Origin of the sequence: Halomonas sp. KM072, assembly GCF_050710315.1 — a bacterium.
GTDB lineage: Bacteria > Pseudomonadota > Gammaproteobacteria > Pseudomonadales > Halomonadaceae > Vreelandella > Vreelandella hamiltonii.
On the sequence record NZ_CP136132.1, the window covers coordinates 1 to 21,222 of the forward strand.

Below are 21,222 nucleotides of genomic sequence, written 5' to 3' on the forward strand. Positions count from 1 at the left end.
AACCCGGCAGCGAATCCGTAAAGTACGCATCCGCTGCCGGGGACGCCAAGCGTTACCAGCGGTGAAGAAGGTCGAAAAACCTTCGGTTTGTCAGGAAGTTGGCGCCATCTGTTGGTTGGGTTGATCGCTCGCTTCACGCGCTGAAAACAGCCCTTGACAAACACCACGGAATGCGTAGAATACGCCTTCCTCGCTGAGGCAGCACGGTTCAGGTCACCGAGCCGGCCACAGCGAACTTAAGAAAGTTGCTCTTTAACAATTTGATCAGGTAATTCATGTGGGCGCTTGCCGATGAGGGTGAATCATCACCCAATATCAAGGCAAGCGAACACCAAGATACTCTTCGGAGTATCGCAGTGAATTCGTTTGAACCTTGAGCCAAGTTTGATCCGCTTTTGTTGCCTTCGGGCAGCGAGTAAGGATCGCATTGATCTTAAACTGAAGAGTTTGATCATGGCTCAGATTGAACGCTGGCGGCAGGCCTAACACATGCAAGTCGAGCGGTAACAGGGGTAGCTTGCTACCCGCTGACGAGCGGCGGACGGGTGAGTAATGCATAGGAATCTGCCCGATAGTGGGGGATAACCTGGGGAAACCCAGGCTAATACCGCATACGTCCTACGGGAGAAAGGGGGCTCCGGCTCCCGCTATCGGATGAGCCTATGTCGGATTAGCTGGTTGGTGAGGTAACGGCTCACCAAGGCGACGATCCGTAGCTGGTCTGAGAGGATGATCAGCCACATCGGGACTGAGACACGGCCCGAACTCCTACGGGAGGCAGCAGTGGGGAATATTGGACAATGGGGGGAACCCTGATCCAGCCATGCCGCGTGTGTGAAGAAGGCCCTCGGGTTGTAAAGCACTTTCAGTGAGGAAGAACGCCTGGTGGTTAATACCCATCAGGAAAGACATCACTCACAGAAGAAGCACCGGCTAACTCCGTGCCAGCAGCCGCGGTAATACGGAGGGTGCGAGCGTTAATCGGAATTACTGGGCGTAAAGCGCGCGTAGGTGGCTTGATAAGCCGGTTGTGAAAGCCCCGGGCTCAACCTGGGAACGGCATCCGGAACTGTCAAGCTAGAGTGCAGGAGAGGAAGGTAGAATTCCCGGTGTAGCGGTGAAATGCGTAGAGATCGGGAGGAATACCAGTGGCGAAGGCGGTCTTCTGGACTGACACTGACACTGAGGTGCGAAAGCGTGGGTAGCAAACAGGATTAGATACCCTGGTAGTCCACGCCGTAAACGATGTCGACCAGCCGTTGGGTGCCTAGCGCACTTTGTGGCGAAGTTAACGCGATAAGTCGACCGCCTGGGGAGTACGGCCGCAAGGTTAAAACTCAAATGAATTGACGGGGGCCCGCACAAGCGGTGGAGCATGTGGTTTAATTCGATGCAACGCGAAGAACCTTACCTACTCTTGACATCCTGCGAATTCGGTAGAGATACCTTAGTGCCTTCGGGAACGCAGAGACAGGTGCTGCATGGCTGTCGTCAGCTCGTGTTGTGAAATGTTGGGTTAAGTCCCGTAACGAGCGCAACCCTTGTCCTTATTTGCCAGCGCGTAATGGCGGGAACTCTAAGGAGACTGCCGGTGACAAACCGGAGGAAGGTGGGGACGACGTCAAGTCATCATGGCCCTTACGAGTAGGGCTACACACGTGCTACAATGGTCGGTACAAAGGGTTGCCAACTCGCGAGAGTGAGCCAATCCCGAAAAGCCGATCTCAGTCCGGATCGGAGTCTGCAACTCGACTCCGTGAAGTCGGAATCGCTAGTAATCGTGGATCAGAATGCCACGGTGAATACGTTCCCGGGCCTTGTACACACCGCCCGTCACACCATGGGAGTGGACTGCACCAGAAGTGGTTAGCCTAACGCAAGAGGGCGATCACCACGGTGTGGTTCATGACTGGGGTGAAGTCGTAACAAGGTAGCCGTAGGGGAACCTGCGGCTGGATCACCTCCTTAAACGATGTCTTCCCCTCGCGGCAAGCGCTCACAATGAATTACCTGATCAGAATGCTGTTGATGAGCAGTGATAAGCGTTTTCTTCACATTAAAAAAAGAAAAAAGGTCTTTCTTTTTCTTTTGAAGTGAAAAAAGCATCCGCTTACCACTGCGCATAGCAGTCGCTCTTTAACAATGTATATCATGCTGACAGAAACGCGTTGAACGCGTTTCTACGTAAATTGTATTGTGATACGTCTCAAGCGTATCCGGCAATCGTTATCATTGCGAACCCCAGACCCCTTCGGGTTATAGGGTCAAGCAATGAAGCGCACACGGTGGATGCCTAGGCAGCCAGAGGCGATGAAAGACGTGGTAGCCTGCGATAAGGTTCGGTGAGGTGGCAAACGACCTGTGACCCGGACATCTCTGAATGGGGAAACCCACTCATCACAAGATGAGTATCTTGCGCTGAATACATAGGCGTAAGAGGCGAACCAGGGGAACTGAAACATCTAAGTACCCTGAGGAAAAGAAATCAACCGAGATTCCCCTAGTAGCGGCGAGCGAACGGGGACCAGCCCTTAAGCGTGTGACTGATTAGACGAACAGACTGGGAAGTCTGGCCATAGCGGGTGATAGCCCCGTAGTCGAAAATCTGATCACGTGAAATCGAGTAGGTCGGGGCACGAGAAACCTTGACTGAAGACGGGGGGACCATCCTCCAAGGCTAAATACTCCTGGCTGACCGATAGTGAACCAGTACCGTGAGGGAAAGGCGAAAAGAACCCCGGAGAGGGGAGTGAAATAGATCCTGAAACCGTGTGCGTACAAGCAGTAGGAGCCCACTTGTTGGGTGACTGCGTACCTTTTGTATAATGGGTCAGCGACTTATATTCAGTGGCGAGGTTAACCGTATAGGGGAGCCGTAGGGAAACCGAGTCTTAACTGGGCGACACAGTCGCTGGATATAGACCCGAAACCGAGCGATCTATCCATGAGCAGGGTGAAGGTTGAGTAACATCAACTGGAGGCCCGAACCAGGATCTGTTGAAAAAGATTTGGATGACTTGTGGATCGGAGTGAAAGGCTAATCAAGCTCGGAGATAGCTGGTTCTCCTCGAAAGCTATTTAGGTAGCGCCTCACGTATCACCGCCGGGGGTAGAGCACTGTTTCGGCTAGGGGGTCATCCCGACTTACCAACCCGAGGCAAACTCCGAATACCGGTGAGTGCCAGCGTGGGAGACACACGGCGGGTGCTAACGTCCGTCGTGAAAAGGGAAACAACCCAGACCGTCAGCTAAGGTCCCCAAATCCTGGTTAAGTGGGAAACGATGTGGGAAGGCTCAGACAGCTAGGAGGTTGGCTTAGAAGCAGCCATCCTTTAAAGAAAGCGTAATAGCTCACTAGTCGAGTCGGCCTGCGCGGAAGATGTAACGGGGCTAAACCAGGTACCGAAGCTACGGGTTCATCCTTACGGATGAGCGGTAGAGGAGCGTCGTGTAAGCCGATGAAGGTGTGTTGAGAAGCATGCTGGAGGTATCACGAGTGCGAATGCTGACATGAGTAACGATAAAGGGAGTGAAAAACTCCCTCGCCGGAAGACCAAGGGTTTCTGTTCGACGCTAATCGGAGCAGAGTGAGTCGGCCCCTAAGGCGAGGCCGAAAGGCGTAGTCGATGGGAAACGGGTCAATATTCCCGTACCGGACATGATTGCGATGGGGGGACGGAGAAGGCTAGGTGAGCCAGGCGTTGGTTGTCCTGGTGAAAGTGAGTAGGCTTGGGTCTCAGGTAAATCCGGGACCCTCCAAGGCCGAGACACGAAACGAAGACACTACGGTGTCGAAGTCATTGATGCCACGCTTCCAGGAAAAGCCTCTAAGCTTCAGATCATGTGCGACCGTACCCCAAACCGACACAGGTGGTCAGGGTGAGAATCCCAAGGCGCTTGAGAGAACTCGGGTGAAGGAACTAGGCAAAATGGTGCCGTAACTTCGGGAGAAGGCACGCCGGCGTAGGGTGAGAGGACTTGCTCCTTCAGCCCGAACCGGTCGAAGATACCAGGTGGCTGCAACTGTTTAGTAAAAACACAGCACTCTGCTAACGCGCAAGCGGACGTATAGGGTGTGACGCCTGCCCGGTGCCGGAAGGTTAAGTGATGGTGTTAGGATTCGTCCGAAGCTCTTGATCGAAGCCCCGGTAAACGGCGGCCGTAACTATAACGGTCCTAAGGTAGCGAAATTCCTTGTCGGGTAAGTTCCGACCTGCACGAATGGCGTAATGATGGCCACGCTGTCTCCACCCGAGACTCAGTGAAATTGAAATCGCCGTGAAGATGCGGTGTACCCGCGGCTAGACGGAAAGACCCCGTGAACCTTTACTATAGCTTCACACTGGACGCTGATGTTGCCTGTGTAGGATAGCTGGGAGGCTTTGAACCCCGGACGCCAGTTCGGGGGAGCCAACCTTGAAATACCAGCCTGGCATCATTGGCGTTCTCACTCAGGTCCGTGATCCGGATCGAGGACAGTGTGTGGTGGGTAGTTTGACTGGGGCGGTCTCCTCCCAAAGCGTAACGGAGGAGCACGAAGGTACCCTCAGCACGGTCGGACATCGTGCAATGAGTGCAAGAGCATAAGGGTGCTTGACTGCGAGACAGACACGTCGAGCAGGTGCGAAAGCAGGTTCTAGTGATCCGGTGGTTCTGTATGGAAGGGCCATCGCTCAACGGATAAAAGGTACTCCGGGGATAACAGGCTGATACCGCCCAAGAGTTCACATCGACGGCGGTGTTTGGCACCTCGATGTCGGCTCATCACATCCTGGGGCTGAAGTCGGTCCCAAGGGTATGGCTGTTCGCCATTTAAAGTGGTACGCGAGCTGGGTTTAGAACGTCGTGAGACAGTTCGGTCCCTATCTGCCGTGGGCGTTGGATGTTTGAGAAGAGCTGCTCCTAGTACGAGAGGACCGGAGTGGACGACCCTCTGGTGTTCCGGTTGTCACGCCAGTGGCATTGCCGGGTAGCTATGGTCGGACGGGATAACCGCTGAAAGCATCTAAGCGGGAAGCCCCCTTCAAGATGAGACATCCCCGAGGCCTAGAGCCTCCTGAAGGGCCCAGCGAGACCAGCTGGTGGATAGGCACGGTGTGGAAGCGCTGCAAGGCGTTGAGCTAACGTGTACTAATGGCCCGTGAGGCTTGACCCTATAACACCCAAGGGGTCTGGTCGTAGTGATAACGAAAACCGGATACGCAGCAGTGAGCCAAGGCGCTTGCTGACAAGAGACGATCACACAACACGTCAATGACGCCTCAGCATGATATGCATTACCTGTTACGCCTGACGACCATAGCGAGCGTGAACCACCTGATCCCATGCCGAACTCAGAAGTGAAACCGCTTAGCGCCGATGGTAGTGTGGGGTCTCCCCATGTGAGAGTAGGTCATCGTCAGGCACTTATCCCGTAGAAAGCCCCGAGCACACTGTGTTCGGGGCTTTTTGCTGTGCGTTGCATACGTCGAAACACCCAGCCATAGGCTGGGTGTGAGCATCGTCAGGCGCAGAGCGTTTCCATGGCTTCGATAAAGCTGTCCATTTCGTCGTCCGTGCCGATGGTAATGCGCAGGAAGTTGTTCAGCGCCTCGGTGTTGAAGTGCCTGACCAGAATGCCGCGCTCACGCAGGCCAGCGAAGAGCTGGGCACCTTCATGGTGAGGGTGCTGGGCGAACAGAAAGTTGGCCTTGGAAGGCAATACCTCGAATCCAAGCCGCTCCAAACGCTGGCGGGTGCGCTCCCGGGTGGCGATCACGTTATTGCGGCAGGCGTCGAAGTGTTCGGTATCCTTCAGGGCTTCGATGCCCACCAGGCTAGCCAGGCTATCTACGGGGTAAGAGTTGAAGGAGTCCTTGACCCGCTGCAGGCCTTCGATCAGCTCGCTGAAGCCAATCGCATAGCCCAGACGCAATCCTGCCAGGCTACGTGACTTGGAGAACGTGCCCGTGACCAGCAGGTTCGGGTAGCGGCTAATCAGCGACACGGCGCTGTCAGCGCCGAAATCCACGTACGCCTCATCCACCAGCACCACGCGGTCGGTGACTTTCTGCAGAAGCGCCTCGATAGCTTCCAGCGGGTGAGCGTGGCCCGTGGGGGCGTTGGGGTTGGCAAAGATGACGCCGCTTCGCTCACTCGCGCTGGCCAACGCATCCATATCCACTTCCCACTGGGCATTCAAGGGATGCTTGCGCAGCTCTACGCCGTAAAGGTTGGCATATACCGGATAGAAGCTGTAGGTGATGCTGGGTACATCGAGAGGTGCCCCTTGGCAAAAAAACGCCTGAAATGCGAAGGCCAGGACTTCATCGGAGCCGTTGCCCACAAAGGTTTCCGCGACGCTGACGCCGTAGCGGCTGGCCAGGGTTTCACGCAGCGCCAGAGAGGTAGGGTCGGGGTAGAGCCGTAAATGATCGGTAGGGTATTGGGCCAGCGCCTGGCTGACACCAGGGGCCGGGGGGTAGGGGTTCTCGTTGGTGTTGAGCTTGATCACGCGCTCGCGGGGCTGCTCGCCGGGAATATACGGGGTAAGATCCCTGACGGCAGGGCTCCAGTATTGGCTCATGGGGGTAACCTGATTGTGCGGATGTGAATATCCCCATGGTCGCCTGATGGCCGCAAGAGCGCAAGCATTCCCATTGGCCGCGATTCGGCCCATACTTCTCCTGTGAAGGGGTGGGCGTCGCACCTTGTAGCGGTTATGCTGTCATAAGCGCGCGAAAGAAATGTATGTCCAACACCATAAGGAGACACGCAATGCAATTCAGGAGTTTGCTAGCCGGTTCGGCTATGTTGGCACTGCTGGCGGGCTGCGCAGCTGGCCCGACGGATCAGCGCGACGACGCAGGCATGAGTGCCTCACAGACTAACTATCAGGGTACTCTGCCCTGCCGTAACTGTGACGGCATTGACCTGGATGTGACCATGCAGGGTGAAGAAATGGCCGCTCCGGAAGAGCGTACCTTTACCTTGAATGCGACTTACCGCAATCACCCCCAGACACCGCCCGATGAAAACTACGCCGGTAACTGGGAAGTGCTGACGGGTACGCCTGCCGACCCCGACGCGACGGTCTATGAACTGACACCGGACGGTGACGGCCAGATCTACTACTTCCAGCGGATCGACGAGCGTACGCTCGAGCTGATCGACCCGGAGCGTCGTCGCTTTGAAAACGGCGAGATGCTGCAACTGCGTCGCCAGTAATCGCTGAGCGCATCGCATCAAGGCGGCCATTGGCCGCCTTTTGTATGTCTGGCGGTGGTGAAAAAGTAGCAATGACGGTCGTGACAACCGTCTTAACGACCGTCGCAACAACCGTTGTAACAACAGTGGCAAGTACAGTGGCAAGTACAGTCATGCGAGACAGGAGCGGCTAGCGGTGGCAAAAGCAAAGAGCGCCTTTGTGTGTACCGAGTGTGGTGCCGAGTATCGCAAGTGGCAGGGGCAGTGCACCAGCTGTCAGGAGTGGAATACGCTCAGTGAGATCCGGTTGACCAGTGCGCGGCCTGGCAGCGGAACGACGGCGACCGGGCGCGCTGGCTATGCGGGCAACCTCTCGAAGGAAGTCGTGGACCTCAGTAACGTCGACCTCAGCGAAGTGCCTCGACTGACCTCCACTTTTGCCGAGTTCGACCGTGTATTGGGAGGCGGCCTGGTACCGGGCTCGGCCGTGCTGCTGGGCGGGAATCCTGGGGCAGGCAAGTCGACGCTGCTGCTGCAAACGGCCTGCAAGCTGGCTCAGCAACGCCGTATTCTCTATGTGACCGGCGAGGAGTCGCTTTCCCAGGTCGCCATGCGAGCACATCGCCTGCAGCTTCCCACCAACGGCTTGAAAATGTTGGCGGAAACCAGCGTCGAGACCATTCTGGCCGTTGCCGAGCGTGAAAAGCCCGAGATTCTGGTCATCGACTCGATTCAGACCATGCACCTGGAGGATATCAGCTCGGCGCCCGGCGGCGTGGCGCAGGTGCGCGAGTCTGCCGCAGCGCTGACCCGCTTTGCCAAGCAGACGAATACCGTGCTGCTGCTGGTGGGGCATGTCACCAAGGATGGCACCCTGGCAGGCCCCAAGGTGCTCGAGCACATGATCGATGCCTCGCTACTGCTGGAGGGCGGGGCGGACTCGCGGTTTCGCACCCTGCGTGGCCAGAAGAACCGCTTCGGAGCGGTGAACGAGCTGGGCGTGTTCGCCATGCTGGAGCAGGGCTTGAAGGAAGTGAAAAACCCCAGTGCCATCTTCCTGTCGCGCCAGGAAGAGCAGGCTCCCGGCAGCCTGGTGATGGTGGTATGGGAAGGCACGCGGCCGATACTGGTGGAAGTGCAGGCTCTGGTCGATGAGTCAGCCCTGGGGAACCCGCGCCGGGTCGCCGTCGGGGTCGATCAGAACCGCCTGGCCATGCTGCTGGCGGTATTGAACCGGCATGGTGGGCTGTTCACCGGTGACCAGGACGTGTTCTTGAACGTGGTGGGCGGGGTCAAAGTGCTGGAAACCAGTGCCGACCTGGCGGTGCTACTGGCGGTAGTGTCGAGCCTGCAAAACCGCGCGCTGCCCAAGGAGCTGGTCGTGTTTGGCGAAGTGGGGCTTTCCGGCGAGATTCGCCCCGTGCCCAGCGGGCAGGAGCGTATTACCGAGGCGGCCAAGCATGGCTTTTTGCGCGCCATCGTGCCGCGCGCCAATGCGCCAAAGCAGTCGCCCAAGGGCATGGAAGTCATCCCGGTCGACAAGCTTAGCGATGCCCTTGAGGCGTTGTGACATGGACTATGCTGGATAGCAGAAACGCCAGCCCCGAGCACAGCAAAGGAGAGTCACCATGAGTTCGATTCGATTGACCCAGTACAGCCATGGAGCGGGCTGCGGCTGCAAGATTGCCCCAGACGTGCTGGACGGCATTCTGGCCAAGGCGGGCCCCGCCGCGGGGCATCAGCGCCTGATCGTGGGCAACCAGGGGCGAGAAGACGCCGCGGTGTACGACCTGGGCGATGGGCGGGGCATGATTGCCACCACTGATTTCTTCATGCCCATCGTCGATGACCCCTTCGATTTTGGACGCATTGCGGCCACCAACGCCATCAGTGATGTCTACGCCATGGGCGGCACGCCGGTGATGGCGCTGGGCATTCTGGGCTGGCCACTCGACAAGCTCGCGCCCGAAATAGCCGGAGACGTCGTGGCCGGAGCGCAGGCGGTATGCCGCGAGTTGGGCATTGCGCTGGCGGGCGGGCACTCCATCGATGCTCCAGAGCCGATCTTTGGCCTGGCCGTCAATGGCCTGGTGTCGCTTGACCAGCTAAAGCTCAATAGCCAGGCCAAGCCCGGTGACTTGCTGTATCTCACCAAGCCGTTGGGCGTGGGGCTGTTGACCACTGCCGAAAAGCGCGGCCTGCTGGAAGCAGGGCACCAGGGACTTGCCCGTGAAACCATGCTCAAGCCCAACACCATTGGCGTCGCGCTGGCCGGTGTCAAAGGAGTGAACGCCATGACCGACGTGACCGGCTTCGGGTTGGCAGGCCATCTGGCGGAAATGTGCAGCGCCAGTGGCGTGAAGGCCCACGTGGACTTTCGCCGCTTGCCGCGCCTGGCCGAGGCCGAAGGCTACCGCCGCCAGGGAGCCGTTCCTGGTGGCACCCAGCGCAATCAGCAGGCGCTGGGCAGCGCCCTGCCCGCCATGGACGAAGCCCACTGGCAGTGGCTATGCGACCCGCAAACCTCGGGAGGGCTGCTGCTGAGTGTCGACCCCGCCTGGCAGGACGACGTGGAGCGCATTGGTCGCGAGCACGGCGTCACGCTGGAACCGTTTGGCGAGATGCAGCCTGCCAAGGGCAACGCCGTGATCCAGGTGGTCGGATGACGCTGCCCACGCTGCCTGCTTCTTTGGAGCTGGTGGCGCGTAATACGCCCTTGATCGATGTGCGTGCGCCGGTGGAGTTCGCCCAGGGCAGCCTGCCGGGAGCGGTGAACCTGCCGCTGATGGATGATGAAGAGCGCCGCCAGGTTGGCATTGCCTATAAACAGCAGGGCCAGCAGGCGGCGATTGCGCTGGGTGAACGGCTGGTCAGCGGTGCGGTGAAGCAGTCCCGGGTGCTGGCCTGGCAGGCTCACCTGGCGCGTTATCCGGATGCACTGATCTACTGCTACCGTGGCGGATTGCGCTCCCAAATCAGCCAGCAGTGGCTGGCCGAGGCGGGCCTGCTGCGGCCCCGCATCGAAGGTGGCTGGAAAGCACTGCGGCAAAAGCTCTGCCAGCGCATCGACGAGGCCGCCCACCAGCCGCTGCTGGTGGTGTCTGGCCTGACGGGCTGCGCCAAGACGCCGTTGATCAACCAGTTGCCCAATGGCATCGACCTGGAGATGTGTGCCCAACACAAGGGGTCTGCGTTTGGGCGTCAGCCTGAGGAGCCCGCCACGCAGATCGATTTTGAGCATGCGCTGGCCCAGCGGCTGATTGGCCAGCCAGGCAAGCTGGTGATGGAGGACGAGTCGCGGCAGATCGGCAATGCCAATATCCCGCTGCCGCTATGGCAGGCACTGCAACAAGCGCCGCGCATCCGCATTGAAATGCCGCTGGACTGGCGGTTGGACCAGCTGCGCCGGGACTATATCGAAGCGTTGGAGAGAGGCTATACGGCCCGCTTTGGCCCCGATGAGGGGCGTCAGCGCATGCAGCGACAGCTCGCAAGCGCCCTGGAACGGCTGGCCAAGCGGCTGGGGCATGCACGGCTACAGCGCTTGCAGCGGCTGCAGGCCATGGCGTTTCGTGCCCACGAGACGGGCGACGTCCAGGCTCACGAGGCGTGGCTGGCCCCGCTGCTCACCGAGTATTACGACCCGCTCTATCGTTACCACCTGGAGAAACATCAGAGCCACCGGCCGCCCGAACTGCACGTGGGGGACTGGGAAAGCTGCCTGGCCGCCGCTCGGCAGTGGAGTGCCTAGCGGCGGCCAATACGCATCAGAGGCTTTTGAGCCACTGGGTCATGACCCGGTCCAGCAGCGGCGCCAGACGCTGAAAGCGCTTGGGATCTGCCTGTATCTGATCGCCGGTTTGCAGGAAGCGCCCGGCGGAAGGGCTCCTGGCCGTGGGGAGCGCCTCGGCATTCAGCAAGGAAGCCGCGCTGGCCTGGGTCATTTCGAGATGGCATAACAGCGCCACCACGCGACCAGCATCCCAACTGAACCCCTGGAGGGGCGCCGCCGCACTGCCGCCCAGGGGCAGCGCGCCGTCCGGCAGACTAAATACCAGGCGGTGCCACATGAAGGCATCGAACTGCTCGGGCAGGTCAAAGGTGCTCTCCGGCGCTAGGGTGACAGGATGCCAGCCCGTTTCGGGGTAGGTGCCGGGGGCGATGACGGCGCCCAGGGCTTCGGCGATCCATAGCGCCCCCAGGCCAATGCCCATGACGGGCTTTTGGCCATCGAGGTAGCGGTGGATGAGCTTGCGCTCTGCCTTTTGCCAGGCGGGCGGGGTGCTGAACAGCGCGTCGGGGCCGCTCAGCACGATGAGCGCGTCGCACTCGCCAGGGCGCGGGGTCAGCTCCCCTGCGTATAGATGAAAAACGGTGTAACTATGGCCCATGCTCTCCAGCCAGTCTTGCAGGCGAGCGGGTCCATGGTCAGGGCCGTGCTGTAGCAGATGAATATGCATGGTAATCTCCTCGCCGGCCGCACACATCAAGCGCGGCGGAGCTTGCCCGCCGCGAGTGTGGGACGATAACGTATCGCGTCCACTTCACCAATACCGTTTATCAATACCGTATTATCAATACCCTCTTCATCAACACAGTGACCCAGGACATCAGCATGGTGGCAAAACCCACAGGATTCTATCAGCGTCTGCAACTGCTGCCGCTGCCCGCCCAGCAAGCCTTCATGGCGGCCTTGTGCGAGCGGCTGCTACCCAACTACGCCCTCTACGAGCAAACCACGGGCCACGGTGATGGGCATACCCTGCGTACCGTGCTGAGCCTGGTGTGGGAGCGCTTGAGCGTGCCCAATGCCAGTATCGACTTTGCCCGTCAGGCGGAAAAGCTGGCGGAGTGCGAGCCACCGGCCAGCGATGACAGTTTCGGGGCGCGCCGCGCGCTGGACGCCGTGGTCTCGATCTCGGCGCTGCTGGATACCTTGCAGGGTGAGTCGCCGGAGGCGGTGCTGGACGTGAGTCGCACCTCCCGGGCAGGAGTGCGGGCATTCATCGAGCTGACCGAGGGAGAGGTGGAGGCACAGGCGCTGGCGCTGATCATCCGCGACCACCCGCTGATGGCCGATGAAAACGACTTTCAGGATGCGGTGCTGGAAGCCGTCAGCGAGCCGCTCACCAAAGCGGCGTTAAAAGAGATTCGCCTGCTGGGGCGCAACAACGGCATCAGCAACCTGGGGCTTTCACTGGAAGAGGGCGACGAGTAGCCGCCCTTGGGTCTTGCGAACGAACGGCCTTAAAAACGGACGCCCTTAAAAACGGACGCCCGCCGTGATCATCATGCCCGCCGTGCCGAACACGATCAGGTCCGACTCGACGCGCCCCCATTGAATGCCCACGCTGGGCAGAAGGGCGGGGGCGATTTCGTAGCGGTTGAAGGGAATCTTGTCGCGGAACTCATCCTTGTAGCCCCGCAGCAGCCCGCCGGTGAGCTTGGCGCGCACGTTGATGTTGTCGCCCAACTGCCCTAGCGGAAACTCCCGCCCAGCGTAGAAGTACCAGGTGGGCTGGTCGAAGGAGTTCTTGAACCAGGCGGCACCCGCTAGCCAGCGGTCAGGGTTGTGCAGCTCGACGCTCACCAGATCCTGCTGGTTGGTGTGCTCCGGGTCGGGGCTGAAGTGCCGGGTCAACAGGCTGGTTTGCACCAGCGTGTGGTCCAGCTCGAAGGCCGGTGGCCAGTCAGGCATAGAAAAGGCCGAGGCAGATGCGCTCAGCCAAATCATTGCCAGGCCACCTAACCAGGTGCAGGCACGGGGCATGTCACTCTCCTAAAGACGCATCTCGATGCCGCGCTCGGCCATGTAACGCTTGGCCTCGGGAATCGTGTGCTCGCCAAAATGGAAAATGCTGGCGGCCAATACCGCATCCGCACCGCCTTTCAATACGCCGTCCACCAGATGGTCCAGGTTGCCGACGCCACCCGAGGCAATCACCGGCACGCTGACGGCCTCGGAAATGGCGTGGGTCACGCCCAGATCGAACCCGATTTTGGTGCCGTCGCGGTCCATGCTGGTCAGCAGCAGCTCGCCTGCGCCGAACTCGGCCATTTTCCTGGCCCACTCGACGGCATCCAGGCCTGTCGGGCGGCGCCCACCGTGGGTGAAGATTTCCCAGCGGTCGGGTTCGCCCTCCTGAGAAACCTTCTTGGCATCGATGGCCACCACGATGCACTGGCTGCCAAATCGGTCGGCGGCTTCCCGCACGAACTCCGGGTTGGTCACGGCGGCGGTGTTGATCGACACCTTGTCGGCGCCCGCGTTGAGCATGGTGCGAATATCGTCGCAGGTGCGAATACCGCCCCCCACGGTCAGCGGGATGAACACCTCGCCAGCGATCCGCTCGACCATGTCCACCGTAGTGGCGCGGTCTTCGTGGCTGGCAGTGATGTCGAGGAAGGTGATTTCGTCGGCGCCTTGCTGGTTATAGCGCTGAGCGATCTCCACCGGGTCACCGGCATCGCGGATGCCGACGAAGTTCACGCCCTTCACCACGCGCCCGGCATCGACATCCAGGCAGGGAATAATGCGCTTGGCCAGGCTCATGCACGGCCTCCGCTCAGCTCATCGCTCAGGCGCTGGGCCTCGGCGACATCCAGGCTGCCTTCGTAGATGGCGCGTCCGGTAATCGCCCCCAGAATGCCGCTGTCGGCCACGTCGCACAGCGCGCGAATGTCATCCAGGTTGGTGACGCCGCCCGAGGCGATCACCGGCAGGCCGCCTTCGCGGGCCAGCGCCGCGGTGGCTTCCACGTTCACGCCCTGCATCATGCCGTCGCGGGCGATGTCGGTGTAGACGATGCTGGAGACACCATCGTTGGCGAAGCGCTTGGCAAGCTCGGTGGCCTTCACGGTGGACACCTCGGCCCAGCCGTCGGTGGCCACGAAGCCATCCTTGGCATCCAGGCCCACGATGATGTGGCCCGGGAAGGCGCGGCACATTTCACCGACGAATTCCGGCTCCTTGACCGCCTTGGTACCGATGATCACGTAAGAGACCCCGGCGTTCAGGTAGTGCTCGATGGTGTCCGCCGAGCGGATGCCACCGCCGATCTGAATGGGCAGGTTCGGGTAGGCGCGGGCAATGGCCGTCACCGCGTCGCCATTGACCGGTTTGCCTTCGAAAGCGCCGTTCAGGTCCACCAGATGCAAGCGACGCGCACCGGCTTCTACCCAGCGCGCGGCCATGGCCACCGGGTCGTCGCCGTAGGAAGTGGCTTCGTCCATGCGGCCCTGCTTCAAGCGCACACACTGGCCGTCTTTGAGATCAATCGCGGGAATTACCAACATAGTGAAACCTCTCAGGGCGTCCAGGTGACAAAATTTTCCAGCAGGCGAAGGCCTGCGCGGGAGCTTTTTTCCGGGTGAAACTGCACCGCGAAGGTAGCATCGCGGCCAATCGCCACGTGGGCGCTGACGCGACCGTAGTCCGTCGTGCCGAATACCTGGGCATCGTCGGCGGCATTCACGTAGTAGCTGTGCACGAAATAGAAGTGTTCGCGGTCATCGATGCCGGCCCACAGCGGGTGGTCATGATGCTGGGCGACCAGGTTCCAGCCCATGTGCGGCACTTTCAAACGCTGCTCCTGGGCATCGCGCATGTCCGCCGGGAAGCGGTCGACGCTGCCCTGGAAGAAGCCCAGGCAGTCCACGCCGCCATTCTCTTCGCTGCGCTCCATCAGCATTTGCTGACCCACGCAGATACCCAGCAGCGGCTTGGCCTGGCGGGTCAGAATCTCCTCCACCAGCCCGCGCAGCTCGGTACGCTCCAGCTCGCCCACGCAGTCGCGGATGGCCCCCTGGCCAGGCAGCACCACGCGGGTCGCGCCCAGAATGCGCCGAGGGTCACGGGTAATGATCACGTTCTCATGGGTGACGTGTTCGAGCGCCTTGGCGACCGAGTGCAGGTTGCCCATTCCATAATCGATCACGGCAATGGTCATGAAGCGCTCCTTGTCGAGGTCATCGAGCGATGGCTGATCGCTGCGTTAGGCATTACAGGCACCCTTTGGTGGAGGGCATCTGCCCGGCCATGCGGGGGTCTTCCGACACGGCGATGCGCAGGGCGCGGCCAAAGGCCTTGAAGATGGTTTCTGCCTGGTGGTGGGCGTTGAAGCCCTTGATGTTGTCGATGTGCAGCGTCACCCGAGCATGGTTCACGAAGCCCTGGAAGAACTCCCAGAACAGCTGGGTGTCCATGCTGCCGATGGTATCGCGGGTAAATTCCACGTTCATGAAGAGGCCGGGACGCCCGGAGAAGTCGATGACCACCCGTGAGAGCGCTTCGTCCAGCGGCACGTAGGCGTGGCCGTAACGGTAAATGCCGCGCTTGTCGCCAATCGCCTCATGAAAGGCCTGGCCCAGGGTGATGCCCAGGTCTTCGACGGTGTGGTGGTCGTCGATATGCAGGTCGCCCTTGGCGTCGATATCGAGGTCGACCATTCCGTGCCGAGCCACCTGGTCAAGCATATGGTCCAAGAACGGAACGCCCGTGTGGCAGCGAAGACGGCCTTCACCATCAAGGTTGACGCTGACCGTGATCTGCGTTTCGTTGGTGTCACGGCTAACCGTGGCAATACGCGCTGACATGTTGCATCTCCTGCGCCGAGGCGCACTCTGAGGAATAATCGGCGGGCGGCGGCTGCGGCCAAAACAAGCATTATAGAGAATCGGCCCCCCCATCCGCTACAATGCGTGAAATGTCGCCGCCAATTGCGGCGCTCAAACAGCAGCCTGGCTGCATTGGCAACGAGGATTTCACCATGCCGGTGACACTGCAATACGTCGACCAGGCCCGATGGGACGCCGATGAGCAAGTGCGTATCGACCTCGTGCGTATCTATGAAGACGCACCGCAAGAGCGCATGCCACCCCCCAGGGTCTTGCCCTTCATAGAGCAGCATTTACAAGGGCAGCACGTGTTTGCCTGCGCCCTGTTCAACGACCGCCTGCTGGGAGCCGTGGCGGTGCAGGAGGGCGATGACCGCGCCTGGTGGCTATCCGAGCTGTGCGTGCGCAAGACCACGCGGCGGCGTGGCGTGGGCTCACGGCTGATGGCGCTGATGGGCGAACAGGCCAAGGAAGAGGGCCGCGTACTGCGTATTGCCACCACCACGCTGCCGCTGGCCGACCGCGTGCTGCTATCCAAATTGGGCTATCGGCCCATCGCCGATGCCGAGCCAACGGAACCGGGCCTCCCGGCCACCAGTGATTTTGTAGAGCTAGACCCCCAAGGGAAAGGTTAATGAAACAGCTACTCCGTATTTTACTGGCGGCCATCGGCATTCTTGCCATTGCCGCCGTCGCTGCCGTGGTCTACGTCACCACCTTTCTGGACCCGGAAGACTTCAAGCCCCGGCTGACCGCCGTGGTGGAAGAGCAGACAGGGCTCAATCTGGCGCTGGAAGGCCCGATCAGCTGGTCGTTCTACCCGCGTATCGGTGTCAGCGTCGAGCAGGCCCGTGCCTGGCTGCCCGAACAGTCGGTGGACGAGTCTGCTTTCGCGGCGATCAACCGGGCCGAGGTGAGCGTGGCCTTCGCGCCGCTGCTACGGGGTGAAATCGCCGTGGATGGCCTGACGCTCGACGGCATGCGCCTGAACCTGGTGAAAAACGCCGAAGGCGAGGGCAACTGGGAGCCGCTGCTGGAGCGCCTCTCCGAACACAGCAACGAGTCCGCCGAAACCGTGCTGGCACCTGCAAGCGCAGGCCCCAATGCCGATGCGGGCAACCTCTCGGTGGTGCTGAACATCGCCAGCGTAGAAGTCAAAGGGGCGGATATTCGCTACCGCGACGAACAGAGCCAGGCCCTGTGGCGGGTACAGCCGCTGAACATTTCAGGCACCAACGTCAATCCGGTGCGCTCCTTCCCGCTCAAGGCCATGTTCACGCTCTCCCGGCACAACCGCCTGGATGCCGAAGTGCTGGAGCGCACGCCGGACATGACCAGCGAGGTCAACCTGGAAACTCGCCTGCGCCTTGGCCTGCAGGATGAGCAGATCACTCTGGAAAATACCCAGCTCACCACGCAGACCCGCCCAGGCGCCAACAGCGAGCCCCAGCAGCTCAGCCTGAAAGCGTCTGAAATCGTGGCGCGCATGGGCGAGCAGCAGCTCAGCATTCGCCAGGGCGTGCTGGATGCCGGCCTGCGCCATGCCGACAACTGGCAGGGAAGCCTGGCCCTTTCGCTGGCGTTCGGCCTGGAAGGCGACCTGGCCGCTCAGACCGCCCAGTTGAAGGACCTGCAACTGACCGGGCCGGATGGCCTGCGGGTCAGCGGCCACCTCAACCTCGAACAGCTGCTGGAAGCGCCCCAGTACAGCGGCCAGCTCACCGCAGCCCCCTTTACCCTGCGGCCCTGGATCTCGCGCACCGGCGCAACGCTCAATACCACCAGCGAAGCGGCGCTGAGCGACGTGGCCCTGACCAGCCCGGTCGAAGGTGATCTCTCGCGCATCGCCTTGCCACGCCTGTCGTTGGTCATCGATGACAGCACCTTTACCGGCGACGTGAGTGCTGCTCTGGATGGCAGCCAATTGAGTTTCAACCTGGACGGTGACCAGCTCAACCTGGACCACTACCTGCCGCGGCCTGTCGCCCCCGAGCAAGCCAGCCGGGGCCTGCTGCGCAGCGCCTTTGCCCAGGCCGAAGAAGCCCTGCTGCCCCAGGAGTGGCTCAGCGGCCTGACCCTGCAGGGTGATCTCAGCGTCGGCGAGCTGCAGTTGGCGGGCATGACCTTCAACGACACCCAGCTGGCGCTGCGCGGTGACGAGGGCAACCATCGCCTGACCGGCTTCGAATCGCGTTTCTATGGCGGCGAACTCAACGCCACCGGCGCGCTGGACGCCACCGACAGCGTGATGACCTGGCAATTCGCGCCGCGCATCAGCAATGTGCAAGTGGCCCCGTTGATCGAAACCTTCAGTGACGAAGAGGCCCCGCTGCGCGGCCGGTTCAATCTGGAAGGCGACTTGACGACCCAGGGCAACAGCCGTCAGGTGCTGCTCAGCAACCTCAACGGCGAGCTGGATGCCCGGCTGAACGAAGGCACTATCCTGCGTACCAATATCTCCCGTGAGATGTGCGAGCTGGCGGCGCTGCTGGAAGGCCAGGGCACCACCCGTGAGTGGCATCCCGATACGCGCTTCGAGCGCTTCGACGCCACGTTCCAGGTACGCAACGGCGTCGTGCACAGCGATGACTTGTCGATCACTCTGCCGGGTATCGAAGTGCAAGGCGAAGGCGAGCTCAACCTGACCTCTCAGGACTTCATGACGCTGGCCAATGCGCGGCTGGTCGATACCGCCGACGCCGCCTGCCAGGTGAACCCGCGCCTGGAGCAGCTGCCGCTGCCCATCCGCTGTGAAGGCCACCTGGGGGATGATAAAGCCGAATGGTGCCGCTTCGACCGCACCGCGTTCCAGGCCAGCGTGGTGGATTTGCTGCGCACTGAAGCGGGCGGCCGTCTGGAAGAAGAGCTCGAAGAGCGCCTGGGCACCACCATCGAGCGCATCGACGAGCGCCTGGGCGAGGGCGCGGGCCAGGAGCTGCGCGAAGGTATTCGCCGCCTGTTCAATTGATACGCCTGCCTTCCTATAGAGAAGGAGGCACCACCCCCTGCATGCGCCGGCCTTACCGCCGGCGCTTTTTTCATGGCAAGCACTTCAGGAGTGACCATGGCCGAGATGCCTACGCCGTGCCTGGCGGCCGATGAGTTTCAACACCGTCTACTGCGCTGGTTCGACCAGTATGGCCGCCACGACCTGCCCTGGCAGTCACCCCGCAGCGCCTACCGCGTCTGGGTGTCGGAAATCATGCTGCAGCAAACCCAGGTGGCCACGGTAATTCCCTACTTCGAACGTTTCATGGAGCGCTTCCCCACGCTGGAGGCCCTGGCCTGCGCCCCCCAGGATGAAGTGCTGCACCTCTGGACAGGGCTGGGCTACTACGCCCGCGCCCGCAACCTGCACAAGGCGGCCCAGCTGGCGCTGGCCGAGCATGGCGGCGAGCTGCCCACCCAGAGCGTCGATACGCTGATGACGCTGCCCGGCATCGGCCGTTCCACTGCCGGGGCGATCATTGCCCAAAGCACCGGCCAGCAGGCCGCCATTCTGGATGGCAACGTCAAGCGTTCGCTGACACGGCTGCACGCCGTGGCGGGCTGGCCCGGCCAGCCTGCGGTAGAGCGCTCCCTGTGGGCGCTGGCCGAGTACTTCACCCCCACCACGCGGTTGGCCGACTACACCCAGGCGGTGATGGACTTTGGCGCCACGCTGTGCAAACGCAGCAAGCCCGACTGCTCCATCTGCCCGTTCAACGACGTCTGCCGCGCCTACGCCCAAGGCGAGCCGCAGCGCTTCCCGGAATCGAAGCCCAAAAAAGTTACCCCCACCCGTGAAACCCTCATGCTGATGCTGCAGGACCCCCAAGGGCGCGTGTGGCTGGAACAACGCCCGCCCAGCGGCCTGTGGGGCGGGCTCTGGAGCCTGCCGCAGTTCGAGCGCCACGGCGAGCTGAACCACTGGCTGGAGGATAACGTCGTTGCCGCCCGGCGCCTGGCGCCGCTGCCCGCCTTTACGCATACCTTCAGCCACTTCAAGCTTTTGATCACCCCGCAGCCGGTGAGCTGTGAACGGCTCACCGGAGTACGCGAAAATGGCCTATGGTATGACGTTCACCAGCCACCTGCGTTAGGCTTGGCGGCACCCGTCAAATCGCTGCTGAGCCAGCTGGCGCCGTTTGACCTCGACCCAGCACCGGGGCCAGCGCGCTGACCACTGGCACGATTTTCATTAGGCATCCGCCCAGGAGCTATTCCATGAGCAACACCGTTTTTTGCCGCAAGTACCAAAAAGAGCTGCCCGCGCTACCTTTCCCCCCGCTGCCCGGCAAGCAGGGCCAGGAAATACAGGCCACGGTGTCACAGCCCGCCTGGCAAGAGTGGCAGGCCCTGCAAACCCGCCTGATCAATGAAAAGCACTTGAACATGCTCGACCCCGAAGCACGCGCCTACCTGATGGAGCAGATGGAACGCTTCCTGAACAACGAAGCCACCGACCAAGCCGAAGGGTACGTGCCCCCCAGCCAGGCATAAGCCCCCGCCAGGGTACCGCCGTTACCCGCAAAGGGCGCAGGTGTGGCCGTGGCTCACGCGGCCCAATGTGCCCTAAGCATGTGACGAGAAAGAAAGTTTCACAAAGGTGTTGACGAAAACCGAAGCTTTTGGTTTAATACGCACCGTTGGCAAGGGCCAGATAGCTCAGTTGGTAGAGCAGGGGATTGAAAATCCCCGTGTCGGCGGTTCGATTCCGTCTCTGGCCACCACAACGTTGGGGTATCGCCAAGTGGTAAGGCACCGGTTTTTGGTATCGGCATTCCCAGGTTCGAATCCTGGTACCCCAGCCATTGCCAACAAGATTTCTTGTTGATTGGCTAGCTTAACGGCAAATCAATCAAATTTTCAAGAAAACGCGACGCGCCGACATAGCTCAGTTGGTAGAGCAACTGACTTGTAATCAGTAGGTCCCGGGTTCGACTCCTGGTGTCGGCACCACTAAAAGTGGTTTAAAAGCAAAGCGTTAGAGAACATGATCAAGCCGCCCTTCGGGGCGGCTTTTTCGTTTCCGTAGTACTTTACATAGATATGGGCATTTAAATGAGTCTCACATACCAATCTCACGCTGCCGCAGGGGGGCGATATAGCTCACCTGAAACAACGACTGTGTCTGTAAGTATTGACTCGCTAGAGGGTACGTTCATGGACTTCGCTCTAGCATGTCTGCTTTCACACAAATATGTTGAGATGGGGCATACCGGCTATTTGGAGCCATTTGAAGTGCGTGTAAAAAATGACCCAAGAGAGCCCGGTGAGATTTGGTCACCTACTTCTTTCAAGGCCGATCTCAAAAAGGTTAAGGAAGCTCTAGGTATATCTGAAGATGAAAATGTATGGTCTAGAATTAATGAAGCACTAAAAGACAATATAGGTGAATCGATTGTGATCCCTACCTATAAACATATTGACTAAAGTGCA

General features: G+C 60.4%; 18 protein-coding genes, 3 tRNA genes and 3 rRNA genes. 16 read left to right on the forward strand and 8 right to left on the reverse strand.

Annotated features, from left to right (window positions below):
* Positions 1 to 435 precede the first annotated feature (435 nt).
* Positions 436 to 1,968: ribosomal RNA gene (locus RVM26_RS00005) — 16S ribosomal RNA — on the forward strand.
* Here the strand turns inward: RVM26_RS00005 and RVM26_RS00010 are convergent.
* Complete coding sequence (locus RVM26_RS00010; RefSeq protein ID WP_498939990.1) at positions 1,966 to 2,124, reverse strand: hypothetical protein; 159 nt, start codon at positions 2,122 to 2,124, stop codon at positions 1,966 to 1,968. The genes RVM26_RS00005 and RVM26_RS00010 overlap by 3 nt on opposite strands.
* A 138-nt stretch (positions 2,125 to 2,262) precedes the next feature.
* Here RVM26_RS00010 and RVM26_RS00015 point away from each other — a divergent pair.
* Positions 2,263 to 5,155 (forward strand): 23S ribosomal RNA (locus RVM26_RS00015).
* A 133-nt stretch (positions 5,156 to 5,288) separates the two neighbouring features.
* A 5S ribosomal RNA gene (gene rrf / locus RVM26_RS00020) occupies positions 5,289 to 5,404 on the forward strand.
* The 16S, 23S and 5S rRNA genes sit together here, the layout of an rRNA operon.
* A 99-nt stretch (positions 5,405 to 5,503) precedes the next feature.
* On the opposite strand, the gene hisC is transcribed toward rrf, so the two are convergent.
* On the reverse strand, positions 5,504 to 6,565 hold the full coding sequence (hisC, locus tag RVM26_RS00025) for a pyridoxal phosphate-dependent aminotransferase (protein WP_498940069.1): 1,062 nt from the start codon (positions 6,563 to 6,565) through the stop codon (positions 5,504 to 5,506).
* A gap of 191 nt (positions 6,566 to 6,756) precedes the next feature.
* On the opposite strand from hisC, the gene RVM26_RS00030 reads away from it, so the two are divergent.
* The 4 genes from RVM26_RS00030 to mnmH all read left to right on the forward strand — a co-directional run bounded on the left by RVM26_RS00030 (position 6,757) and on the right by mnmH (position 10,936).
* Positions 6,757 to 7,206: a copper resistance protein NlpE N-terminal domain-containing protein gene (locus RVM26_RS00030; protein WP_287804563.1), complete on the forward strand. Its 450-nt coding sequence runs from the start codon at positions 6,757 to 6,759 to the stop codon at positions 7,204 to 7,206.
* A 175-nt stretch (positions 7,207 to 7,381) separates the two neighbouring features.
* A complete protein-coding gene (radA, locus tag RVM26_RS00035) occupies positions 7,382 to 8,755 on the forward strand; it encodes a DNA repair protein RadA (RefSeq protein ID WP_026001971.1) in 1,374 nt (457 codons plus the stop codon).
* Positions 8,756 to 8,813: 58 nt separating this feature from the next.
* A complete protein-coding gene (selD, locus tag RVM26_RS00040) occupies positions 8,814 to 9,851 on the forward strand; it encodes a selenide, water dikinase SelD (RefSeq protein ID WP_039182732.1) in 1,038 nt (345 codons plus the stop codon).
* Positions 9,848 to 10,936 carry a tRNA 2-selenouridine(34) synthase MnmH gene (gene mnmH / locus RVM26_RS00045; protein ID WP_498940071.1) on the forward strand — a complete coding sequence of 363 codons (1,089 nt, stop codon included), beginning with the start codon at positions 9,848 to 9,850 and terminating at the stop codon, positions 10,934 to 10,936. The genes selD and mnmH overlap by 4 nt, the downstream gene beginning before the upstream one ends.
* A 16-nt stretch (positions 10,937 to 10,952) precedes the next feature.
* Here the strand turns inward: mnmH and RVM26_RS00050 are convergent, their stop codons facing one another.
* Positions 10,953 to 11,645: a type 1 glutamine amidotransferase gene (locus tag RVM26_RS00050; RefSeq protein ID WP_287804554.1), complete on the reverse strand. Its 693-nt coding sequence runs from the start codon at positions 11,643 to 11,645 to the stop codon at positions 10,953 to 10,955.
* Between the two features lie 155 nt (positions 11,646 to 11,800).
* Here RVM26_RS00050 and RVM26_RS00055 point away from each other — a divergent pair, with 155 nt between their 5' ends.
* Positions 11,801 to 12,403 (forward strand): YjaG family protein, encoded by a 603-nt coding sequence (locus RVM26_RS00055; RefSeq protein ID WP_498940073.1) that lies wholly within the window; start codon positions 11,801 to 11,803, stop codon positions 12,401 to 12,403.
* Between the two features lie 45 nt (positions 12,404 to 12,448).
* On the opposite strand, the gene RVM26_RS00060 is transcribed toward RVM26_RS00055, so the two are convergent.
* From RVM26_RS00060 to hisB, 5 genes are read right to left on the reverse strand one after another with little or no spacing between them, the layout of a single operon-like run.
* Positions 12,449 to 12,955 carry a hypothetical protein gene (locus tag RVM26_RS00060; protein WP_039182746.1) on the reverse strand — a complete coding sequence of 169 codons (507 nt, stop codon included), beginning with the start codon at positions 12,953 to 12,955 and terminating at the stop codon, positions 12,449 to 12,451.
* 9 nt (positions 12,956 to 12,964) lie between these two features.
* Positions 12,965 to 13,738: an imidazole glycerol phosphate synthase subunit HisF gene (gene hisF / locus RVM26_RS00065; protein WP_498940075.1), complete on the reverse strand. Its 774-nt coding sequence runs from the start codon at positions 13,736 to 13,738 to the stop codon at positions 12,965 to 12,967.
* Positions 13,735 to 14,481, reverse strand: a complete 747-nt coding sequence (hisA, locus tag RVM26_RS00070) for a 1-(5-phosphoribosyl)-5-[(5-phosphoribosylamino)methylideneamino]imidazole-4-carboxamide isomerase (protein WP_016916062.1) — start codon at positions 14,479 to 14,481, stop codon at positions 13,735 to 13,737. Before hisA ends, hisF begins: the two co-directional genes overlap by 4 nt.
* Positions 14,482 to 14,492: 11 nt before the next feature.
* The gene (hisH, locus tag RVM26_RS00075; RefSeq protein ID WP_016916063.1) at positions 14,493 to 15,134 is read right to left on the reverse strand and encodes an imidazole glycerol phosphate synthase subunit HisH; all 642 of its coding nucleotides are present in this window, start codon (positions 15,132 to 15,134) and stop codon (positions 14,493 to 14,495) included.
* A gap of 52 nt (positions 15,135 to 15,186) precedes the next feature.
* Positions 15,187 to 15,780 carry an imidazoleglycerol-phosphate dehydratase gene (gene hisB / locus RVM26_RS00080; RefSeq protein ID WP_498940078.1) on the reverse strand — a complete coding sequence of 198 codons (594 nt, stop codon included), beginning with the start codon at positions 15,778 to 15,780 and terminating at the stop codon, positions 15,187 to 15,189.
* A gap of 173 nt (positions 15,781 to 15,953) precedes the next feature.
* Between hisB and RVM26_RS00085 the strand changes: the two genes are divergently transcribed.
* The 8 genes from RVM26_RS00085 (at position 15,954) to RVM26_RS00120 (ending at position 21,216) form a co-directional block, all read left to right on the forward strand.
* Positions 15,954 to 16,436 carry an acetyl-CoA sensor PanZ family protein gene (locus tag RVM26_RS00085; protein ID WP_096923338.1) on the forward strand — a complete coding sequence of 161 codons (483 nt, stop codon included), beginning with the start codon at positions 15,954 to 15,956 and terminating at the stop codon, positions 16,434 to 16,436.
* Positions 16,436 to 18,769: an AsmA family protein gene (locus tag RVM26_RS00090; protein WP_287804545.1), complete on the forward strand. Its 2,334-nt coding sequence runs from the start codon at positions 16,436 to 16,438 to the stop codon at positions 18,767 to 18,769. The genes RVM26_RS00085 and RVM26_RS00090 overlap by 1 nt, the downstream gene beginning before the upstream one ends.
* A 96-nt stretch (positions 18,770 to 18,865) precedes the next feature.
* Complete coding sequence (gene mutY / locus RVM26_RS00095) at positions 18,866 to 19,963, forward strand: A/G-specific adenine glycosylase (RefSeq protein ID WP_498940080.1); 1,098 nt, start codon at positions 18,866 to 18,868, stop codon at positions 19,961 to 19,963.
* Positions 19,964 to 20,007: 44 nt separating this feature from the next.
* Positions 20,008 to 20,283, forward strand: a complete 276-nt coding sequence (locus RVM26_RS00100) for an oxidative damage protection protein (RefSeq protein ID WP_039182763.1) — start codon at positions 20,008 to 20,010, stop codon at positions 20,281 to 20,283.
* Between the two features lie 154 nt (positions 20,284 to 20,437).
* Positions 20,438 to 20,513: transfer RNA gene (locus RVM26_RS00105), tRNA-Phe, on the forward strand.
* A 6-nt stretch (positions 20,514 to 20,519) separates the two neighbouring features.
* Positions 20,520 to 20,594 (forward strand) — tRNA-Gln (locus RVM26_RS00110).
* A gap of 72 nt (positions 20,595 to 20,666) precedes the next feature.
* Positions 20,667 to 20,742: transfer RNA gene (locus RVM26_RS00115), tRNA-Thr, on the forward strand.
* Positions 20,743 to 20,946: 204 nt separating this feature from the next.
* Positions 20,947 to 21,216 carry a hypothetical protein gene (locus RVM26_RS00120; RefSeq protein ID WP_144979434.1) on the forward strand — a complete coding sequence of 90 codons (270 nt, stop codon included), beginning with the start codon at positions 20,947 to 20,949 and terminating at the stop codon, positions 21,214 to 21,216.
* Positions 21,217 to 21,222 lie beyond the last annotated feature (6 nt).